This is a genomic window from Giesbergeria sp., assembly GCF_028686475.1.
Classification (GTDB): Bacteria; Pseudomonadota; Gammaproteobacteria; order Burkholderiales; family Burkholderiaceae_C; genus Simplicispira.
Genome location: NZ_JAQUCA010000013.1, coordinates 57470 through 77576, shown reverse-complemented (window position 1 = coordinate 77576; position 20107 = coordinate 57470). Strand labels below are relative to the sequence as shown.

13 protein-coding genes and 1 riboswitch are annotated in these 20107 nt (G+C 60.1%); of the genes, 8 read left to right on the top strand and 5 right to left on the bottom strand.

Going from position 1 to position 20107, the window contains the following annotated elements:
* Positions 1 to 401: 401 nt before the first annotated feature.
* Complete coding sequence (locus PHX60_RS10275; RefSeq protein WP_300077187.1) at positions 402 to 848, top strand: CZB domain-containing protein; 447 nt, start codon at positions 402 to 404, stop codon at positions 846 to 848.
* 73 nt (positions 849 to 921) lie between these two features.
* Positions 922 to 1021: riboswitch (S-adenosyl-L-homocysteine riboswitch) on the top strand.
* A gap of 27 nt (positions 1022 to 1048) precedes the next feature.
* Complete coding sequence (metH, locus tag PHX60_RS10270; protein ID WP_300077186.1) at positions 1049 to 3787, top strand: methionine synthase; 2739 nt, start codon at positions 1049 to 1051, stop codon at positions 3785 to 3787.
* Between the two features lie 34 nt (positions 3788 to 3821).
* Here the strand turns inward: metH and PHX60_RS10265 are convergent, their stop codons facing one another.
* A complete protein-coding gene (locus PHX60_RS10265) occupies positions 3822 to 7922 on the bottom strand; it encodes a YhdP family protein (protein ID WP_300077185.1) in 4101 nt (1366 codons plus the stop codon).
* A gap of 114 nt (positions 7923 to 8036) precedes the next feature.
* On the opposite strand from PHX60_RS10265, the gene glnE reads away from it, so the two are divergent.
* Entirely contained in the window at positions 8037 to 10781 is a 2745-nt protein-coding gene (glnE, locus tag PHX60_RS10260) for a bifunctional [glutamate--ammonia ligase]-adenylyl-L-tyrosine phosphorylase/[glutamate--ammonia-ligase] adenylyltransferase (RefSeq protein ID WP_300077184.1), read from the top strand.
* A 10-nt stretch (positions 10782 to 10791) separates the two neighbouring features.
* Positions 10792 to 11997: an HD domain-containing phosphohydrolase gene (locus PHX60_RS10255; RefSeq protein ID WP_300077183.1), complete on the top strand. Its 1206-nt coding sequence runs from the start codon at positions 10792 to 10794 to the stop codon at positions 11995 to 11997.
* 203 nt (positions 11998 to 12200) lie between these two features.
* Here PHX60_RS10255 and PHX60_RS10250 read toward each other — a convergent pair whose 3' ends face one another.
* Positions 12201 to 12818 (bottom strand): glutathione S-transferase N-terminal domain-containing protein, encoded by a 618-nt coding sequence (locus PHX60_RS10250; RefSeq protein WP_300077182.1) that lies wholly within the window; start codon positions 12816 to 12818, stop codon positions 12201 to 12203.
* 116 nt (positions 12819 to 12934) lie between these two features.
* On the opposite strand from PHX60_RS10250, the gene purB reads away from it, so the two are divergent.
* Genes purB through PHX60_RS10235 form a run of 3 tightly spaced genes read left to right on the top strand, consistent with a single transcriptional unit; the run spans position 12935 to position 15900 of the window.
* A complete protein-coding gene (gene purB / locus PHX60_RS10245; RefSeq protein ID WP_300077181.1) occupies positions 12935 to 14314 on the top strand; it encodes an adenylosuccinate lyase in 1380 nt (459 codons plus the stop codon).
* Between the two features lie 7 nt (positions 14315 to 14321).
* Positions 14322 to 14882, top strand: a complete 561-nt coding sequence (locus PHX60_RS10240; protein WP_300077180.1) for a YaeQ family protein — start codon at positions 14322 to 14324, stop codon at positions 14880 to 14882.
* 16 nt (positions 14883 to 14898) lie between these two features.
* Positions 14899 to 15900 carry a DMT family transporter gene (locus PHX60_RS10235; RefSeq protein WP_300077179.1) on the top strand — a complete coding sequence of 334 codons (1002 nt, stop codon included), beginning with the start codon at positions 14899 to 14901 and terminating at the stop codon, positions 15898 to 15900.
* Here PHX60_RS10235 and lptC read toward each other — a convergent pair.
* The 3 genes from lptC to PHX60_RS10220 are packed head-to-tail and all read right to left on the bottom strand — an operon-like array spanning position 15880 to position 18066.
* Positions 15880 to 16488 carry an LPS export ABC transporter periplasmic protein LptC gene (gene lptC, locus PHX60_RS10230; RefSeq protein ID WP_300077178.1) on the bottom strand — a complete coding sequence of 203 codons (609 nt, stop codon included), beginning with the start codon at positions 16486 to 16488 and terminating at the stop codon, positions 15880 to 15882. The two genes, PHX60_RS10235 and lptC, sit on opposite strands and share 21 nt — an antisense overlap.
* Entirely contained in the window at positions 16485 to 17033 is a 549-nt protein-coding gene (locus PHX60_RS10225) for an HAD hydrolase family protein (RefSeq protein WP_300077177.1), read from the bottom strand. The genes lptC and PHX60_RS10225 overlap by 4 nt, the downstream gene beginning before the upstream one ends.
* 31 nt (positions 17034 to 17064) lie before the next feature.
* On the bottom strand, positions 17065 to 18066 hold the full coding sequence (locus PHX60_RS10220) for a KpsF/GutQ family sugar-phosphate isomerase (protein WP_300077176.1): 1002 nt from the start codon (positions 18064 to 18066) through the stop codon (positions 17065 to 17067).
* A gap of 48 nt (positions 18067 to 18114) precedes the next feature.
* Here PHX60_RS10220 and PHX60_RS10215 point away from each other — a divergent pair, with 48 nt between their 5' ends.
* Positions 18115 to 20100 (top strand): monovalent cation:proton antiporter-2 (CPA2) family protein, encoded by a 1986-nt coding sequence (locus PHX60_RS10215; RefSeq protein ID WP_300077175.1) that lies wholly within the window; start codon positions 18115 to 18117, stop codon positions 20098 to 20100.
* Positions 20101 to 20107 lie beyond the last annotated feature (7 nt).

Below are 20107 nucleotides of genomic sequence, written 5' to 3'. Positions count from 1 at the left end.
CAGCGGCGCAAGGTTGTTATGGACACACCTAACGCCTTTGCTGCTTCTCCTATGCTTACTAAGCTCTTCATAATGGATATATTAGCATAGATTTGAGTAGATTTGTTGAGTGCTGCTGCTAACCCTCGCTTGGAGCTGCACATTTGGATTTGGTGGCCCGGTACATTTATATGCCGTGGAATGCCTTTATTCTGCTAAAAAATGTAATTATTTTATCTTTTTGCAACATTTTGTGGGTAGCAAAACCAAGTGCTTCAGCGCGCTGAACACTGACAAAGCGTGGCTATTTTAATAGCGGAACCCCTCTCATCCTTATACACAGGGAGGATGTCGTTACGCAGAAGATATGGTTAAATAGCCAGACCTACGTCACTACCATCACAGGTTGAGTTGCTATGTTCATGGAAAATATTCTGAGAAATTTTTTTGGCATTGATGTCGAAGACCGCAAAGAGCTTGCAAAAAAAGTAGCGCACTCTGCCAACGATTTAGACTTTGAAATGGCCATTGCTGCCCATGAAAATTGGAAATTGCGGCTGCAATCTTTCTTAGAAGGCCGCTCCACCGAAACCTTCGTGGCAGAAGAAATCTGCTTTGATAATCGTTGTGATTTAGGTAAATGGATTTACAGCGCAGGCCGTGCTAAATTAGGTACATTTCCTGGCTTTACTGCATTGGTAGGGCACCACAAAATGTTTCATTATGCTGCCTCGAATGTGGTGGCATTGGTTCAGGCAGGAAAAATAGAAGAAGCTGAAAAGATATTAGGAATGCAATTTACTTTGCATTCAAATGAAGTTATCCGCGATTTACGGATGCTGCACACGCTCACACGCCAACCAGATTAACCTCCATTCGCCATCAAGCCAGCCGCATCACCCTCGGTGGGCAGATGTTGCACCTGCACGGGTAAAATCGCCCGCGCCCAAGGAGCGTTGCAACGGCCAGCCACTCGGCCCCGTCAGGCTTGGGCATGCTGCTACTTCCTGCCCATCCTCTCCGGCAACCACGCTCGCCTGTTCCGGGTTCCATTGCACAGGTGCGACGTATGTCTGAAATTTCCCTTCCGCCCATGAAACTGTCTGGCCTGGAGCCTGTCTCGATTGGCCAAGGCACACTGTTTGTCAACGTTGGTGAGCGCACCAACGTCACCGGCTCCAAAGCCTTTGCCCGTTTGATTCTGAACGGCCAGTTTGAACAAGCCTTGGCCGTAGCGCGCCAGCAGGTAGAAAACGGCGCACAAATCATCGACGTGAACATGGACGAGGCCATGCTCGATAGCAAGGCTGCGATGGTGCGCTTTCTCAACCTGATGGCTTCTGAACCCGACATTGCCCGTCTGCCCGTGATGGTGGACAGCTCCAAGTGGGAGGTGATTGAAGCGGGTTTGCGCTGCTTGCAAGGCAAAGGCATTGTCAACTCTATCAGCATGAAGGAGGGCGTGGAAGCCTTCAAGCAGCAAGCCAAGCTGGTGCGCCGCTATGGCGCTGCCGCCGTGGTGATGGCGTTTGACGAAAAAGGCCAAGCCGATACCTTTGCACGCAAGATTGAAATTTGTGAGCGCGCGTATCGCATCTTGGTCGATGAAGTGGGCTTTCCGCCCGAAGACATTATTTTTGACCCAAACATCTTTGCCGTGGCCACCGGCATCGAAGAACACAACAACTACGCGGTGGACTTTATCGAGGCCACGCGCTGGATTAAAGCCAATCTGCCGGGCGCTAAAGTCTCGGGGGGTGTGAGCAATGTCAGTTTTAGCTTCCGGGGCAATGACCCGGTGCGCGAGGCTATCCATACCGTGTTTTTGTACCACGCCATCCAAGCAGGCATGGATATGGGCATCGTCAACGCAGGCATGGTGGGCGTTTATGACGACCTAGACCCCGAACTGCGCCAGCGCGTGGAGGATGTGGTGCTGAACCGCCGCCCCGATGCGGGTGAGCGGCTGGTCGAAGTGGCCGAAACCGCCAAAAGCGGTGCCAAAGACGAGAGCAAAAAACTAGAGTGGCGCGGCACCCCTGAAGCCCCCAAAACCGTGGATGAGCGCCTGAGCCACGCGCTGGTGCATGGCATTACCGACTTCATTACCCAAGACACCGAAGAAGCCTACCGTGAGATTTTGGCCAAGGGCGGGCGGCCCTTGCATGTGATTGAAGGCCCGCTGATGGCCGGCATGAGCGTGGTGGGTGATTTGTTTGGCCAAGGCAAAATGTTTTTGCCGCAGGTGGTCAAATCGGCCCGTGTGATGAAGCAAGCGGTGGCGCACCTGATTCCCTACATCGAAGAAGAAAAACGCCAAGACGAGCTGGCCGGGCGCGATGTGCGTACCAAAGGCAAAATCATCATGGCCACCGTCAAGGGCGATGTGCATGATATTGGCAAAAACATCGTCACCGTGGTTTTGCAGTGCAACAACTTTGAAGTGGTCAACATGGGTGTGATGGTGCCCTGCCACGAAATTTTGGCGCGTGCCAAGGCCGAAGGGGCCGACATCATTGGCTTGTCGGGTTTGATTACCCCCAGCTTAGAAGAAATGCAGTATGTGGCCGCCGAAATGCAAAAGGACGAGCATTTCCGCGTGAAAAAAATCCCGCTGCTGATTGGTGGCGCTACCACCAGCCGTGTGCATACCGCCGTCAAAATTGCCCCACACTACGAAGGTCCAGTGGTGTATGTGCCCGATGCCTCGCGCAGTGTGGGCGTGGCGCAAAACCTGTTGGGCGATGGTGTGACGCAATTTGTGCAAGAACTGCAAACCGACTACGACAAGGTGCGCCAACAGCACGCTAACAAAAAGCAAACCCCACTCTGGCCCTTGGCCAAAGCCCGCGCCAATGCCACCCCGGTGGATTGGAGCAGCTACCAGCCCAGCGTGCCGCGTGCCTTGGGGCGGCGGGTGTTTAAAAACTTTGACGTGGCCGAGTTGCTGCCCTTCATTGATTGGACACCGTTCTTCCAAACTTGGGATTTGGCTGGCCCCTATCCAGCCATCTTGCAAGACGAGGTGGTGGGCGAGCAAGCGCGCAAAGTGTTTGCCGACGCCCAAGCCATGCTGAAAAAAATCGTCGAAGGCCGCTGGTTGCAAGCCAATGCCGTGCTGGGCCTGTACCCGGCCAATCGCGTCGGGGACGATATTGAGTTCTACACCGACGACACACGCAGCCAAGTGGCTATGACGTGGTACGGTCTGCGCCAACAAGCAGAAAAGCATACTGTGGAGGGCGTGACGCGCCCCAGTCGTTGTTTGGCCGATTTTGTCGCACCCAAGGGCAGTGGCATTGCCGACTATGCCGGGCTGTTTGCAGTGACCACGGGTTTGGGCATCGAAAAGAAAGAGCAAGAATTTTTGGCAGCGCACGACGACTATTCGGCCATCATGCTCAAAAGCTTGGCCGACCGGCTGGCCGAAGCTTTTGCCGAATGCCTGCACCAGCGCGTGCGCCAAGACCTGTGGGGCTACGCCAAGGATGAAAGCCTCAGCAATGAGGAACTCATCAAAGAGCAATACCAAGGCATTCGCCCAGCACCGGGCTACCCGGCCTGCCCGGACCACAGTGCCAAAACCGACATGTTCGCTTTGCTGCAATGCAGCGACATCGACATGAGCCTGACCGAGAGCTTGGCCATGAACCCGGCCGCCAGCGTGAGCGGTTTTTATATCGGCCACCCGGACAGCGTGTATTTCAGCGTGGGCAAAATCGGCGAAGACCAGTTGCAAGACTTGGCGCAGCGCCGGGGCATGGAGCTTGAGGGGTTGCGCCGCCTGTTAGCGCCCAATTTGGGCTGATGCAAGGCTGGGGGGGGCTGATTTTCAGCATCACTTAGGGCTTGGCTTCGCGGCCCAAGCGCGTCACTTGCGGGTCGGCCCAAGAGCCATCAATGCGAAACTCTTGCGTGGCGGCGGCCATCAGGGGGCCGCGCAAAAACATTTGCGCCAAAAAGCTGCCCAAACCCACCACCGGGTTAATGGCGGTGGCCACCAAAGAGGCGCTCATGGCGTTGATTTCGGGCACTACCACCACATGCAAATTTTGGGTTTCGTGTTGGATGTTGGCGCTGCCTTCCATCAGGACGGCAGCGTTTACACCTTTCATTTGCAGGTTGTTGCTACTGGCGACACCTTGTTCAATTTGGACGTCACCCCGCACAAAATCAAAGGCAAAGCCATCGCTAAACACATCCCGAAAATCCAGCGTTAAGCGCCGGGGCAAGGATTGCAAACTCAGCACACTGAGCAGCTTGGCCAGCCCCGGCTCGGCTTTGAGGAATTGGCCGGTTGCTATGTCTAAATGGATGTTGCCCGTCATGGAAGGGTAGTCTGGCAAGGAGGGCGCACCGCGCCAAGCGACCTGTCCGGCCAATTGGCCTTGGCCTTGGCGCACCACGTCGGCCATGCCAAAGCGGGTAAGCAGCTGACCGGCATCGCGGATGTCGAGCGTAAAGTTGAGTGCCGTGCGCCGCACTGGCCCTGCTGTGGTGCTGTCTGCGTTGCCTGTGCTGTTTGCGGCCCCCAGCGCGGCCCAGTTGCCACTGGCGCTAAAGCTGGCTTCGGGCATCTGCAAGGCCAGTTGCTGCAAACGCCACTCATTGCGTCCGCCGGTGCTGGCCCGGTTGCTGGCCTGCACTTGCAAACGACCCAAATCGCGTTGGCGCAGCTCAAAGCTATCTACGATGATGTCTAAGGCGGGCAGGTGGCCGGGTTGGGCCTCTAGCAAGGTTTTTTCTACCGAGGTGATGCTGCTTTGCGGCAATTGCAAACGTGCCAAACGGGCAAACAACAGGCCATCGCTGCCCCCTTGGCGGCTGCCGGGGGCGTGGTATTCGGCATAACCACCCAACTGTTGGGCCTCTATATTCGCTTGCCAGTGGCCTCCTTGTTGCGATGCGGCAGCTACCACTTGGTGCAGGGTGCGCCCTTGTGCAGTGAGTGCGCCGACGCGCAGGGCTACGCTTTGCGGCAGGTAGTCTAGCCCGGCAGTGGTGACCGGGGCGGGTGCGCTGGCGCTGGTGGGTGTGGGGGTGCTGGATGGCAGGTTGGCCCAAACGGTCTGCCAAGCATCGGTATCGAGTTGTGCCAGCTGCACATTGGCAGCTACGCCTTGTTCGGGCAGGGGCAGGGTTTCGTCACCAGACAAACCCCACGCGATTAAACCGCGCAACACCTTGGGCTGTGGCGCACTGAGGTCGCGCACATACTGCACCTGCCCTGATTGGCCCCAGTGCAAACTGAGTTGTTCGTGCAGTGGTGCCTCGGGTGCCCGCGCCGTGGCCAGCAAGTGGCTTTCTAGGCGCAGCGGCACGGCGGTGTCGCTGGTTTTGCCCAGCGGTGCAGGCAGGTGCAGGGCCAAGCCTTGCAAACTGCTTTCTATTTGCAGTTGCGGCACACCCCGGCGCAGGCCCAAGTTGAAGCTGTAAGGTGCGGTGCCACTGGCATGGTGGGCCAGTTGCGCCAGCAAGCCCAGTTCGGGGGCTTGCTGTAAGCCTTGGGCGGATAGCGTGCCTTGGGCGCGCAATTGCAAGGCTTCGGCATCGACTGCTTGGCCGGGCGGCGGTGGCGCGAGGCCGCCTTCTAGGCGCACCTCGCCGCCCAAGGCTTTGGCTTGTATGCCGCGCAGATGCAGGCTGTTGTCGGTAAATTCCACTGTGCCGCGTGCGCGCGACAGCAGGGGGCTGTGTGGGGTGATGCGGATGTCGTTACCAGCCAGCAGCACTTTGCCTTGCACAGTCGATTGCGCCAGCGTGTTGATGGGGAGTTGGAGTTGCAATTGCAACTCAGCTGGGCCGCTGCCGGTGGTTTGGGCCAGCGCATGGCCCAACATGGCCTGCACGGGCGAGTCGCGCAAAAAGCCCAACAACTCGGGCAAGGGGCCTTTGGCTTGGGCACCCACGGCCACCACGGCGTTTTCTAAGTCGGGGATGTGTGCTTGCACCTGCGTCAAGCGGGTTTGGCGCAAACCGGCAAAACTACCGCTGGCCCCCTGCACGCGCATCGAGGAGCCATCAAACACCAGTTCACCCGCCAACCCGGTCAGGGCGGGCCAAGGCAACTCGCCCGCTGTTTGCAAACGCGCTGGCACATAGGCATAGTGAACGCCATGCACCCGCGCGGCAATATGGAATTGGCCTTGGCGTGGGTCGGTAAAGGGCATGTCGTGCAAATCGCCCCGCACCCGAAAATCGACACTGCTGGCGGCCCCGGCCAATACGCTATCGCGCACATAGTGGCGTGCCTCTGCTGGAATAGCCAAGGGCAGGTAGCGATGGACGCGCGTGCCATCGGCGCGGCTGAGTTGGCCGCTCAAGTCCAGCACGCCCGGAAAGCGTGCGCCGCTGCCCGAAGTACGTGCGTCGCTGGTGTGCCAGCTGGCGCGCAGCGTGCCTTGGGCATCGGCATTGGCAAAGCGGGTGTTATCTAACTGCACGGCGATGCGCTGGTCGGTCTGCTGCCAACGCAGCGTACTGCTGAATTGTTGTAATGGCAACCACGGGTCTTCAAACACACCGGGCAGCACCAGCGCGCCATCGTTGATGTGTAGGTTGGCTTTGCCACCGGCTTGGGTCAGTTCCACCTCTACTGTGGCCCCGCGCAGGCCCAGTGGCGCATCGGGGGCCAAGGTTTGCCCGGCCTTGGGTGCGGGGGCTGCCAGCGCCAGCCCGCGCACCTGCGCGCGCACTTGGTAGCTGTGCAGGGCCTCGGGTGGGCCTTGCCAGCGGGCATCTAGCAGCTCGACCAAGCCCTCAGGGGTGTAGCGGTGCAAGGCTTGGTGGATGGCGGTGGGCAGGGGTAAGCGGGTGGCTATGCGCGCCAAGGCGGCCAAATCGAGTTGATCGGCCTGCAATTGGCCATCGGCCAAGCTGTTTTTGCCCGCATCGGCATAGCGCAGGCGCACATTGCCACCGGGCCAGCGCAGGCCATCATCGGTCATGAACTGCAAATTTTGCGTGTGCAGCTCTAAACCCCCCGGCAAGCGGCTGCCCCCCAGCCGCCCTTGTAGCGTGGGCAGTACCAAGGGCGGCAAGCCAGCAGCGGTGGTGACTTGCACATCGGCCAGGGCCACATCAGCCACACCACCCACCACTTGGCCACGCGCTACATCCAGCCAAGCGCGCACCGCCCCCCGGCCTTGGGCCACCTGTACGCCGACATCAGCATGGTGGCGCAGACGTGCCACATCCACTTGGGCAAAATGGGCAAACAATTGGCCGCTCCATTGCTGCCAGCGCCCACTGTGGCTCGACAGCAGCGGCTCGCGAAAACGCCCCACCAGCGTGAAGCGCTGGCCCCATTCGGGTGCTGGCGTGGCATCGAGGCGCAGTTGGTGGCGCCAAGTACCATTGCGTAGCAGCACGCTGACATCGTGCAAGGCCAGCGGCGGCGCGCCGCGCCATTCGTCCATCCAGTGGATGCTGCCGCCTTGCACCACCACCTCGGGTTGCGAAAACAACCAATCCATCCCGGCACTATCGCCGCTGCTGTGGTCGGGCAACAGCAGGCCCGCCACCCACAGGCGGCCATCGGCGGCGCGGCGCACCTGCAAGGCGGGTTGTTCAATATAAAGCTGCTCCAGCCCCAAGCGCCAGACCGAGCGCGGCGACAGCGCCAGCAGCACGCGCGGCAGGTGCAGCGCTGGGCGCTGTTGGGCATCGAGCAGGCGCACATCGCGCAGCTCAAGGGATGGCACCAGCCAGCCCCGGCTATAAGCCGCAATCGCCCCAATCTGTACCGGGCTGCCCAAGGCTTGGCTGGCCTGCTGTTGCAGCAAGATACGATAGTCACCAATTCGCGGCACAATCCAGCCGTGCAGTGCGGCCCAGGCCAGCGCCAGCAGGAGCAGCGCGGCCCCACACAGGCGCAGCGACCAACGCGCCAGCGCTGCCAATCGGCGGCTGAGGCGTGTGGGGTGCAAAGCGGGGTCATTCATGGCAGGCTGGCAACAGTGGCCGGAATTATGGCCCGCCATCTTTGCCATAGTACGCTGTAAGCTGATCAAACACCGTGTCGTTTAACCTGCGGCGCTTGCACGCCGCTTTTTGCTATGTCTTTGCCTCTGATGGATAACGTTGACGCCAGCCCGGCCCAGCACTCGCGCTTTTTTCAGCGGCTGCACCGCCGCTATGGCCCACAACTCACGCTGTTGCCCGCCGGTGCCCCGGTGCGCGCCACGATGGAGCAGACGGTGGCCGCCCTGCGCGCCCAAGGTTGCGATACCGGCGCGGCTTTGCGTATCTTGCGCCAACTGGTCATGGAGCGCCTGATGCGTCTGGACTGCGAAGCCCAAGCGCCGCTAGAAGTGGTGACGCGCGCCGTCACCCATTTGGCCGAAGTGGCCTTAGATGCCGCTTGCCACCAAGCGCGCCAAGAGCTAGACGAGCGCCACGGCGCACCCTGCGGCCCGGACGGCCAGCCGGTGCAGCTGTGGATTGTGGGCATGGGCAAGCTGGGCGCGCGCGAGCTGAACGTCTCCAGCGACATTGACCTGATTTATGTCTATGAACACGATGGCGACACCGCAGGCCGCCCCGACGGGCGCGGGCGCATCTCCAACCACGAATACTTTGGCCGCGCCGTCAAAATCATTTACAGCCTGGTGGGCGATACCACCGAGCATGGCATGGTGTTTCGGGTCGATTTGGCCTTGCGCCCGCATGGCAACTCGGGGCCACCGGCGGTCTCGCTGGCGGCCTTAGAAGAGTATTTGCAAATACAGGGCCGCGAATGGGAGCGCTTTGCATGGCTCAAAAGCCGCGTGGTGGCCCCATTCGATTGCATTGGCACGCCACAAATCCAAGCCCTGCGCGCCGTGGTGTTGCCGTTTGTCTTTAGGCGCTATTTAGATTACAACGTGTTTGAATCTTTACGCAGTTTGCACCGCCAAATTCGCGACCATGCCACCCGGCGCAGTGCTGGCCATCCTGAGCGCGCCAACGATGTCAAACTCTCGCGCGGCGGTATCCGCGAACTCGAATTTACCGTACAACTGTTGCAAGTGGTGCGTGGTGGCCAGTTTCCCGAACTGCGCCGTCGGCCCACGCTAGACGCTTTGCAGCGCGTCGCCCAAGCGGGCCTGATGCCACAAGACACCGCCGATGCGCTGGCGCGTGCGTATGTGTTTTTGCGCCGGGTAGAGCATCGCATCCAGTATCTGGATGACCAACAAACCCACATTCTGCCCACGCGCGACGATGACTTGGCCTGGATGGCCCACACCATGGGCTATACCGATTGCCCCGGTTTCTTGCATGCACTCGATGCCCACCGCGAGTTGGTGGCACAAGAATTTGACACCCTGCTCGGGGGCGATAGCCAAAAAACCTGCCAAGGCAAATGCAATGGTGGACAAGCCAGCTCTGCCACGCCGCCCGAACTCGATACCCTGATTGAAGAACTGCCTCCCGCTTTGGCCGAGCGCGTGGCCGAGTGGCGCAACCACCCGCGTGTGGCGGCCCTGCGCGAAGAAGCGCGCCAGCGGCTGTTTCGCTTGGTACAACGCACCGGCCAATGGTTGCGCGATGGCCGCGCCAGCGATGAAGCCGGAGTGCGCTTGGTCAACTGGCTAGAGTCCTTGTTGCGCCGCGAAAGTTACTTGGCCCTGTTATTAGAGCGTCCAGCGGTACACGAGCAACTGCTGCACCTGCTGGGTGCAGCACGCTGGCCAGCGCGCTACCTGCAACAGCATCCCGGCGTGATTGACGAGCTGGCCGGTAGCGCCCTCTTGCAAGAGCGCTTTGTGCCAGCAGACTTTGAACGCGATTTGGCCCGGCGCTTGGCCTCCTTGCGCTCCACCAAAGAAGACGACGACGAAACCCTGCTCAATCTGCTGCGCCGCGCCCACCATGCCGAAACCTTCCGCACCTTGGCGCGCGATGTTGGTGGCCGCCTCACGGTGGAGCAGGTGGCCGATGACCTGAGCGCCTTGGCCGACAGCGTGCTGCGCGTTACCGCGCAATGGTGCTGGGAGCGCCTCAAAAACCGCCACCGCGAAGTGCCGCAGTTCGCCATCATCGGGTATGGCAAGCTGGGTGGTAAAGAATTGGGTTATGGCAGCGATTTAGACATCGTGTTTGTGTTTGACGACGACGACGAGCGCGCCCCCGAGGTCTATACCGCCTTGGTGCGTAAACTCATCAACTGGCTCACCGTCAAAACCGGCGAGGGCGATTTGTTCGAGATTGACACCGCCTTGCGCCCCAATGGCAATTCGGGCCTACTGGTGACCAGCTTCCAGTCTTACGCCAACTACCAGCAGCAGCGCGGCAGCAACACCGCCTGGACGTGGGAACACCAAGCCATGACGCGCGCGCGCTTTGTGCTGGGCAGCCAAGACCTGCGCGCACGCTTCGATGCCGTGCGCCAAGCCGTCATCAGTGCGCCACGCGATGCAGCCGCGCTGGCGCAAGAAATCAGCACCATGCGCGCCCGCGTTCTGGGGGCACACCGCGCTGCGCCCGAGCAATTTGACATCAAATACAGCCCCGGCGGCATGGTCGATGCCGAGTTTGCCATGCAATATCTGGTGCTACTGCACTCGGGCACGCACCCGCAATTGCTCGATAACGTGGGCAACATCGCCCTGCTGCAACGCGCCGAAGAAGCTGGCCTGCTGCCAGCAGGCGTAGGCCAAATGGCCGCCACGGCCTACCGCGAACTGCGCCGGGTGCAACACCGCGCCCGGCTCGATGAATCCGCCACCCAAGTACCAACCGCCGAATTGCAAACAGAACAAGCCGCCATCCAAGCCCTGTGGCAGGCGGTATTTGGGCCAAACCAAGGCTACGCATAATCCTTTATTCATGAACCTGCTTACCCTCAACATCGACACCATTCCATTGGGCCAGCCCTTAGGGTTCGTTTTACGCAGCGTCAGTGGGGCGGTGCTGGCACAAAAAGGCTATGTGATTCGCAACCGCGAAGAGCTAGACCTGCTGGTGGCGCGTGGCGCTGAGTTGTGCATAGACATCGCAGAATCCGAAGACAGCCACCGTGCCTACATGGGCCAGCTGCAACGCATGTTGCTGTCCGAAAAGCCCCTCAACCAAATCGCCCAAGCGCGCATGGAGGCCGTGGCCCAAGGCACCCACAGCGATACCCACAGCAACCTGCCCAACTGGCCCGACCTACAACACCGGGCCACGGTGCTACTGCGTAGCCCGCACATCGGAGATTTTGGCAGCCGGTTTATGGAATTGCAGGCCGATTTATCGCGCTACTGCGTCCTCACCCCCGATGCCACTTTGTTAGCGCTGGTTCGCATATCAGGCCAAGAGACGCACATGTACAGCGCCACGCACAGCATGTTGGTGGCCTGCGTCTGCATGGTGGTAGCCCGTGCCACCCTGCGCTGGGAGGAAGAGCAAATTTTGCGTATCGGCTGTGCCGCCCTGAGCATGAATTGCGCCATGACGGAGCTACAAGACCAACTGGCCTTGCAAAGCACACCACTCAATGCCGAACAAATCAACGCCATCGACAGCCACCCCGAGCGCAGTGCCGAACTGCTCTCTGGCTTGGGCATCCACGACCCCATTTGGCTAGAAGCGGTGCGCCAGCACCACCACCGCCAGCCTGGCCCACTGGTCGATAAAAGCCCGGCCCAACAAATGGCGCGCCTGATTCAGCGTGCCGATATTTTTGCCGCCCGTCTGGCCCCGCGTGTCGCCCGCTACCCCATGCCAGTCACGGCAGCCATGCAATCGTGCTATTACGACGAGGCGCACCAAGTCGATGAAGCTGGGGCGGCCATCGTTAAAACGCTGGGGGTCTATCCGCCGGGTACTTTTGTCAATTTGGCGAGCAAAGAAGTGGGCATGGTGGTGCGCCGGGGCGTGACGGCCACCACGCCGCGTGTGGCGGTGGTACTCAATCGCCAAGGAATGCCCACGGGCGAGCTGATTCCGCGCGATACCGCCCAGCCTGGTTACAAAATTGTCGGTGTGGTAGCGCACAAAGATGTGTTGCGTATCCAAGTACCGCTAGAACGCCTGCTGGCGGTGGTGTAACAACTTTGCAAAAGTTCACACAAGGGCATTGGAACTTTGTTGCGCCGCGCTTACCCTAGACTCTGTGCCGCGTTGGTGTGGCAGCTTTTGTTTTTTATGGTTGCGAAGCCTGTCCGGGCCTTGGGTTCGGATTGCAATCCTGGGGCGCACATCCTCCCTCCCTCTCTTCTTCGCTCGGGGGCGCTTCGCAACCCTTTTCTTTGTCAGGCCACGGGTTGGGTATCGGCAAAGCTCGGGCGTTGCATCAGCTTGTCGTGCAAGCGGGCCAAATTGGGGTATTGTCCACGCCAGTTCAATTCTGGAAACCGAAATGCCAGCCAACCCAAGGTGCAGCCCACGGCAATATCGGCCAAACCGGGGTGAATGCCGCCGTAGTAGGCGCGCTCGGCCAAGCCCTTAGACAAAGCATACAGGCCAGCATCTACCTTAGCCACTTGCCGCTCTATCCATGCCGGGCAGCGCTGCTGTGGGCTGCGCCCTTCAAAGATGTTCTCTAAGCGCACCAAAATGGCCGCATCCAAAATGCCATCGGCCAGCGCTTCCCAGGTTTTGATTTCAGCACGCGCACGCCCGGTGGAAGGAATCAGCTTGCCCACCGGCGAGAGTGCATCCAGGTATTCCACAATCACGCGCGAGTCAAAAATGGTGTCGCCGCCTTCCATAATCAGGCAGGGCACTTTGCCCAACGGGTTGATGGCCGAGATGTTGCTGTCAGCAGCCCAAACGTTCTCTAGCACGAAGGTGTAGTCGAGCTTTTTTTCTGCCATCACCACGCGCACTTTACGCACGTAGGGGCTGTTGCTAGATCCAATCAGTTTCATGGTGTTTGTGGGGCGCACAGGCGCAAGCATGGCCAAGGCCGGGTATTAGATTCTATCGGCGCATCCCTGTAACCATTGGCAACCAAAGTGATGCCAGCGCCCTACAATCGGGCGCTATGAGCCTCTCGACCCTTACTGCCCTGTCGCCGCTGGACGGCCGCTACGCCGCCAAACTCTCTACCCTGCGCCCTATCATGAGCGAATACGGCTACATGCACCGCCGCGTGCAAGTAGAAGTGGCCTGGTTTATCGCGCTATCGGATGCGGGTTTTGAGCAGTTCAAGCCGCTCACGCCCGGTGCGCGCGCTTACCTGATTAATTTAGTAAAAAACTTCTCTGAAGCCGATTGCGCCGCCATCAAAGAGTTTGAAAAAACCACCAACCACGATGTGAAGGCGGTGGAATACTGGATTAAATCCAAGTTTGAAGCCCGGCCCGAATTAGAAAAAGCGGCAGAATTTGTCCACTTCGCCTGCACCAGCGAAGACATCAACAACACCAGCCATGCGCTGCAAATCCGCTCTGGCCGTGACCAAGTGGTGCAGCCCGGCCTAGACCGCATCGTACTCAAGCTGCGCGAAATGGCGCTGCTGTACGCTGAGGTGCCCATGCTCAGCCGCACCCACGGCCAAACCGCCAGCCCCACCACCGTGGGCAAGGAAATCGCCAACGTAGTGGCCCGCCTGCAAATTGCCGTAGACCGCATCGCCAGCGTCAAAATCATGGGCAAGATGAACGGTGCCGTGGGCAACTACAACGCCCACCTGTCTGCTTGGCCTGATTTTGATTGGGAAGCCTTCAGCAAGAAGGTGATTGAGACCCCTGAGCCACTCGGTTTGGGCCTGACCTTCCAACCGTACAGCATCCAAATTGAGCCGCACGACTACATGGCCGAGCTGTTCGATGCCGTGGCGCGTGCCAATACCATCTTGATTGACTTGTCGCGCGACATCTGGGGTTACGTGAGCTTGGGCTACTTCAAGCAGCGCCTCAAAGCCGGTGAGATTGGCTCCTCCACCATGCCGCACAAGGTCAACCCGATTGACTTTGAAAACGCCGAAGGCAATTTGGGCTTGGCCAATGCCATGCTGCGCCACCTGTCCGAAAAGCTGCCCATCAGCCGCTGGCAACGCGATTTAACCGATAGCACCGTGCTGCGTAACATTGGCGTGGCGCTGGGTTATGCGGCTTTGGCCTACCAATCGCTACTGACCGGCCTCAATAAGCTGGAGCTGAACGAAGAGCGCTTGCAGCAAGACTTGGATGGTGCTTGGGAAGTGCTGGCCGAACCTATCCAAACCGTGATGCGCCGCTACGGTGTGCAGGGCGCTTACGAAAAGCTGAAAGAAGTCACCCGTGGCAAAACCGTGACGGCAGAAGCCTTGCATGGCCTGATTCAGGCGCTAGAGATTCCGCAAGCCGACAAAGACCGCTTGCTGGCCATGACACCAGCCAGCTACGTGGGCAAAGCGGCAGAACTGGCACGGCGCATCTGAAGCTGGTATGGCCCTCAAGTCCACCATCTTCAAAGCGAACTTGCAAATCGCCGACATTGACCACGGTTACTACGCCGACCACGCCCTGACTTTAGCGCGCCACCCGAGCGAAACCGACGAGCGCATGATGGTGCGCTTGGTGGCGTTGGCGCTCCATGCCCACCAATTGCAAGACACTTGCAACGGCGATGGTACGCTGGCCTTTGGCGCGGGCTTGTCCGACCCCGATGACCCAGATGCTTCTTTAACCGACTTTACCGGGCGCAAGCGCCTGTGGATAGAAGTGGGTCAACCCGAAGACAAACCCCTGAGCAAAGCGTGCAGCAAGGCCGATGCGGTGGTGGTGTATGCCTTTAACCATGCCGCCGAAGTGTGGTGGAAGGGCATTGCCAACAAACTGACGCGCTTGGACAAACTGCAAGTGTGGCGCATTCCATCCGAGGCGGCGCAAGAACTGGCCCAACTGGCCGAGCGCAGTATGCAGTTGCAAGCCACGGTGCAAGAAGGGGCGCTCACCCTGAGCAGCAACTTGGGCAGCGTGCATCTGGAGCCACTGCGCTGGCACTGAGACCGGCGCAGTTTTTATGCGTTTTTCTCCGCGCACGGTCGGGCTGTTGGCCGCCTTTGTCACGGTGGCTATTTGGACCGCCTTCATTTTGATTGCGCGCGCCTCGGCGCAACGCAGTTTGGCCCCCTTGGACATTGCTTGGCTGCGCGTACTGGGGGCCAGCATGGTGTTGGTGCCTTGGGGTTGGTGGCTGGTGCGTCGGCGCAACGCGGGTGCTGGGGCGCGTGCGGCGCTGCCTTCTAGTTTGGCGGGGGTCTCGCCGCTGCCGTTGCACCTGACGCTGCAATTGGGCCTGTTTGGTGGCGTGGTGTATTGCCTGTTGGCCTATTCGGGCTTCTTTTATGCCCCAGCTACCCATGCCTCGGTGCTGATGCCGGGCAGTTTGCCTTTGTGGACGACCTTGCTGGCCGTGTTTTTACTGCGCGAACGCATTACGCGCTTGCGCGCCACCGGCTTGGCCTTGATTGTGCTGGGCGACCTGTTGGTGGGTGGCACCAGCTTACTGACAGCGCTAGACGGCGGCGATGTCTGGCGTGGCGACCTGCTGTTTATGGGGGCCTCGGTCTGTTGGGCCTGTTATAGCGTGCTGGCGCGCCGCTGTGGAGCCGATGCGGTGCAGGCCACCATCGCCATTACCGCTTTTGCGCTGGTCACTTATGTGCCGGTTTATGCTTTGCTGGTGGGCTTGGGCCTGCTGAGCAGCCAACTGGCGCAGGCACTGTGGAGCGAGATTGCCTTTCAGATGCTGTTTCAGGGTGTGGGTTCGGTGGTGATTTCGGGCATCACCTTTACACACATGGTGCAATACTTTGGACCGGTGCGCTCCACCATGATTACCGCGCTGGTGCCGGGCCTGTCGGCTATCGGGGCGGTGTGGCTATTGCAGGAGCCACTGCACTGGAATTTGGTAGCCGGGCTGCTGCTGGTGACGGTGGGTATCTTTTTTGGCGTGTTGGGGGTGCGCCCACCACATCCGCAATCTGCTGCCAGCCACTGTTCAACGCCGTGGCGGCATTAGCGTACCGCGTACCCGGCCTTGCAGCTGCAAAACTTGTTGCGAATGGTCGTATTCCATCGTATCGGCGGTAAATTGGTCTTGGCCGCGTGTCAAGCGCACCGGCAGGTGCGAGCGCACGCGCTCGGTTTGCGGCCACAGGTGCAAAAACTCGCCCCTGAACTCTAGTGTGGGCTGTGCTGCTGCCGTGGGCGAGGCTTGTCGGGTAATGTGGGCATCGCCAAACAGCTGGATTTCGGTGCCATCACTGTTGCTCAGGGCGCGGTTGGCGCGGGCTTGGGTTTGCTGGCCTTGGGTGCTGCGCGCCTGGATACGCACTTGGTCAATCTCTAGCGTATCGTTGGCCGGGTAGTGCCGTGCCATTTCGCCGCGCACTTCGCTTTCTAAGCGCCCGCTGGTATCAAAGCGTTGCACGGCAAATTGGCGCATAAAGTAGTCTGGATTCGACGACGCTACGGCGGCCTGCGCCGGTTTGGTGGCTTGTGGCGCGTTGCGTACCAGCCACCAAGTGCCCAACGCCAGCAGGCCCATCAGCAACACGGGCAGATACATAGAGACGCTGTCCCAGCGCCGGTGCAGGGCCACGCTCATGCCAAGTAACTGTCCAGCAGGCGGCGGTAGTGGCCGCTGGCCACCAGCAGCAAATCGCACCATTCACGCACTGCACCGGCACCGCCTGGGGCGCTGGTGGTGTAGTGGGCTTGGGCGCACACTTCGGCGTGGGCTTGGGCCGGGGCGCAGGCGATGGCACAGCGGCGCATCACGGGCAAATCGGGCCAATCGTCGCCCATAGCTGCCGCTTGGCTCCACTCTAGGCCCAAGCGGGCCAAAATAGCCTCGGCGGCGGGGCGTTTGTCTTCGGTGCCAAAAATGGCGTGTTCTATGCCCAAGGCTTTCAGGCGCAAGCGCAAGGGGGCCGAATCGCGCCCGGTAATGACCGCTGGGATGATGCCCGCTTGTTGCAGTAGCTTGAGGCCGTGGCCATCGAGGGTATGAAAGCGCTTGAGGGTTTCGCCCTGCTCGCTGATGTACAGGCCGCCATCGGTTAGCACGCCATCGACATCAAAAAACGCCACACGCACATTTTGCGCCAGCAGCAGCAACTCGGGGGCGAACATCAGGGTAGGGGCAGACATGGCGGGCCTTGTGTTGGGTGGTGGTGATTTTTTAGATGACTTTGGCGCGCATCAAATCGCCAATATGCACCATGCCCACCAGCACGCCGTGCTTGTCCAACACCAACACGCTGGTAATGCCGTGTTCTTCCATCAACACAGCCGCATCGACTGCCAAGGCGTTTTCGGTGATGGTGCGCGGCTGTGGGCGCATCAACTCGGCGGCGCTGGCGTGGCGCAAATCGGCCCCAGCTTCTAAGCGACGGCGCAAATCACCATCGGTAAAAATACCCAGCACCCGGCCTTGGGCATCCACAATCGCCGATGCGCCCAAGCGCTTGGCGCTCATCTCGCGCATCAGGGTGCTAAAACTGGCCTCGGGGGGCACGCACGGCACTTCGTCGCCCCGGCGCATGACATCACTGACATGGGTGAGCAGTTTGCGCCCCAAAGCGCCACCGGGGTGCGAGCGGGCAAAATCTTCGGCCCGAAAACCACGCGCATCCAACAGCGCCACGGCCAAGGCATCGCCCAAGGCCAATTGCACCGCCGTGCTGGCGGTAGGTGCCAAATTGAGCGGGCAGGCTTCGCGCTCTACTTGGGTGTCTAACACTGCGTCGGCATGTTGGGCCAAGGTCGATTGCGGGTTGCCGGTCAGGGCAATCACCGGCACACCCAAGCGCTTAATCACCGGCAGCACGGCATTGAGTTCGGCGCTCTCGCCACTGTGAGAGATGGCCAACAGCAGGTCTTGCCGCGTCACCATGCCCAAATCGCCGTGGCTGGCTTCGCCCGGATGCACAAACAGTGCTGGCGTGCCGGTAGAGGCCAAGGTGGCGGCAATTTTGCGCCCAATATGGCCGCTTTTGCCCATGCCCATCACCACGACGCGCCCAACGGTGTGCAGAATGGTCTGCACCGCTTGGGTAAAGTGGGCATCGAGGCGTTGACCGGCAGCGCGCAGGGCGGCGGTTTCGATGTCAAAGGTCTCGCGGCCCAAGCGCAGGGCTTGGGCGGCATTAAAAGGGCGCGGTGCGCCAAGGGCTGCTTGCATAGGGCGATTTTATCGGCCCCGGACTTGGTAGCCGAGTAGCATTCGCATATGTCCTCACTTGCTTTGACTTTGCTTTATTTACTGGCCGCCGTTCTGGGTGTGGTGGCCTGCCGTAGCCTCAAACTGCCCCCCATGCTGGGCTATTTGGCCGCTGGTATTTTGATTGGCCCCCATGCCTTGGCGCTGGCGCAAAACTCCGAGAGCGTGCGCCACTTGGGTGAATTTGGCGTGGTGTTTTTGATGTTCTCGATTGGGCTGGAGTTCAGCTTGCCCAAACTGCGCGCCATGCAGCGCGATGTGTTTGGCCTAGGGATGCTACAAGTGTTGTTGACGATGGCGCTGGCATTTGGCGGCACGCTGTTGCTGGCACAGTGGTGGGGCGGGGTTTGGGATGTCAGTTGGCAGACCGCGCTGGCGCTGGGCGGCACCTTGGCCATGAGCAGCACCGCGATTGTGGTCAAGCTGATGGCCGAGCGCGCCGAGATTGAAAGCGAGCATGGCCGACGCATCATGGGCATTTTGTTGTTCCAAGATTTGGCGGTGGTGCCGCTGCTGGTGTTGATTCCGGCGTTGGCGGCTGCGCCAGAAGAGTTGCTACCTGCCTTGGGTTGGGCCTCGCTCAAGGCGGTGGTGCTGGTGGCGGTGCTGCTCACTGGTGGCCAAGGGGTGATGCGCTGGTGGCTGACGCAGGTGGCGCGGCGCAAGAGTGATGAGCTGTTCATGCTCAACCTATTGCTAATTACCTTGGGGCTGGCGTGGCTGACCGAGTTGGCCGGCCTGAGCTTGGCCTTGGGGGCTTTTATTGCGGGCGTATTGGTGTCAGAGACCGAATACCGGCACCAAGTGGGCACCGACATCCGCCCGTTTCACGATGTGCTGCTGGGCTTGTTCTTCATCACCATTGGCATGATGCTGGATTGGCACATCTTGGTGGAGCAATGGGGGCTGGTACTCGGTTTGCTGGTGGTGCCGTTGTTGCTCAAATTGGGCATTATTTTGCTGCTGGCGCGTGGCATGGGCGCGACCACCGGCGTGAGTTTACGCACCGGGCTGTATTTGGCGCAGGCGGGCGAGTTTGGCTTTGTGCTGCTGGCGCTGATGCAAACGCATGGGCTGTTGCGTCCGGCGCTAATGAACCCGATTTTGGCGGCGATGGTGCTATCCATGTTGGCCACGCCGTTTCTGATTTTGTACAGCAACCACATCGTCATGAAACTGGTGGCCAGCGATTGGTTGCAGCAATCGCTGCAAATGACCACCATTGCCAGCAAAGCCATTGACACCAGCAAGCATGTGATTATTTGTGGCTATGGCCGTTGCGGCCAAAACTTGGCGCGCATGTTAGAGCAAGAGGGCATCCCCTACATGGCCTTGGACTTGGACCCCGACCGGGTGCGCCAAGCGGCCGCTGCTGGGCATTCGGTGGTGTATGGCGATGCCACGCGCTTGCAAGCCTTGGTGGCCGCCGGGCTGGTGCGCGCCAGTGCGGTGGCCATTACCTATCTGGATGTAGCCTCGGCCCTGAAAGTGCTGGCCCACACGCGCAGCCACGCACCGCAAATGCCGGTGGTGGTACGCACGCAAGACGATTTGCACCTGGACCGCTTGCAAGTGGCGGGGGCCACCGAAATTGTGCCCGAAGCGATTGAAGGCTCCTTGATGCTGGCGGGCCATGCGCTGGCGCTGGTGGGCGTGCCCATGCGCCGTGTGTTGCGTTTGGTGCAAGAGCAGCGCGAGGCGCGTTACAGCCTACTGCGCGGCTATTTTCATGGGGCCGACGATGACACCGTGCATGAGCGCGACCAAGAGCGCCTCAGCAGCGTGACCCTGCCACCGGGGGCCAAAACCATAGGCCAGCCCCTGGAGCAGCTGGCCTTGCACGCGATGGGGGTGCGGGTGGTGAACCTGCGCCGTGGCAATGGCCGCATGGCCAGCCCCAACGATGCGCTGGTGCTGGCCGCTGGCGATACGCTGGTGCTGTCGGGGCACCCCTTGGCTTTGGTGGGCGCACAAGACAAACTGTTGCGCGGCTAAGCCCTTG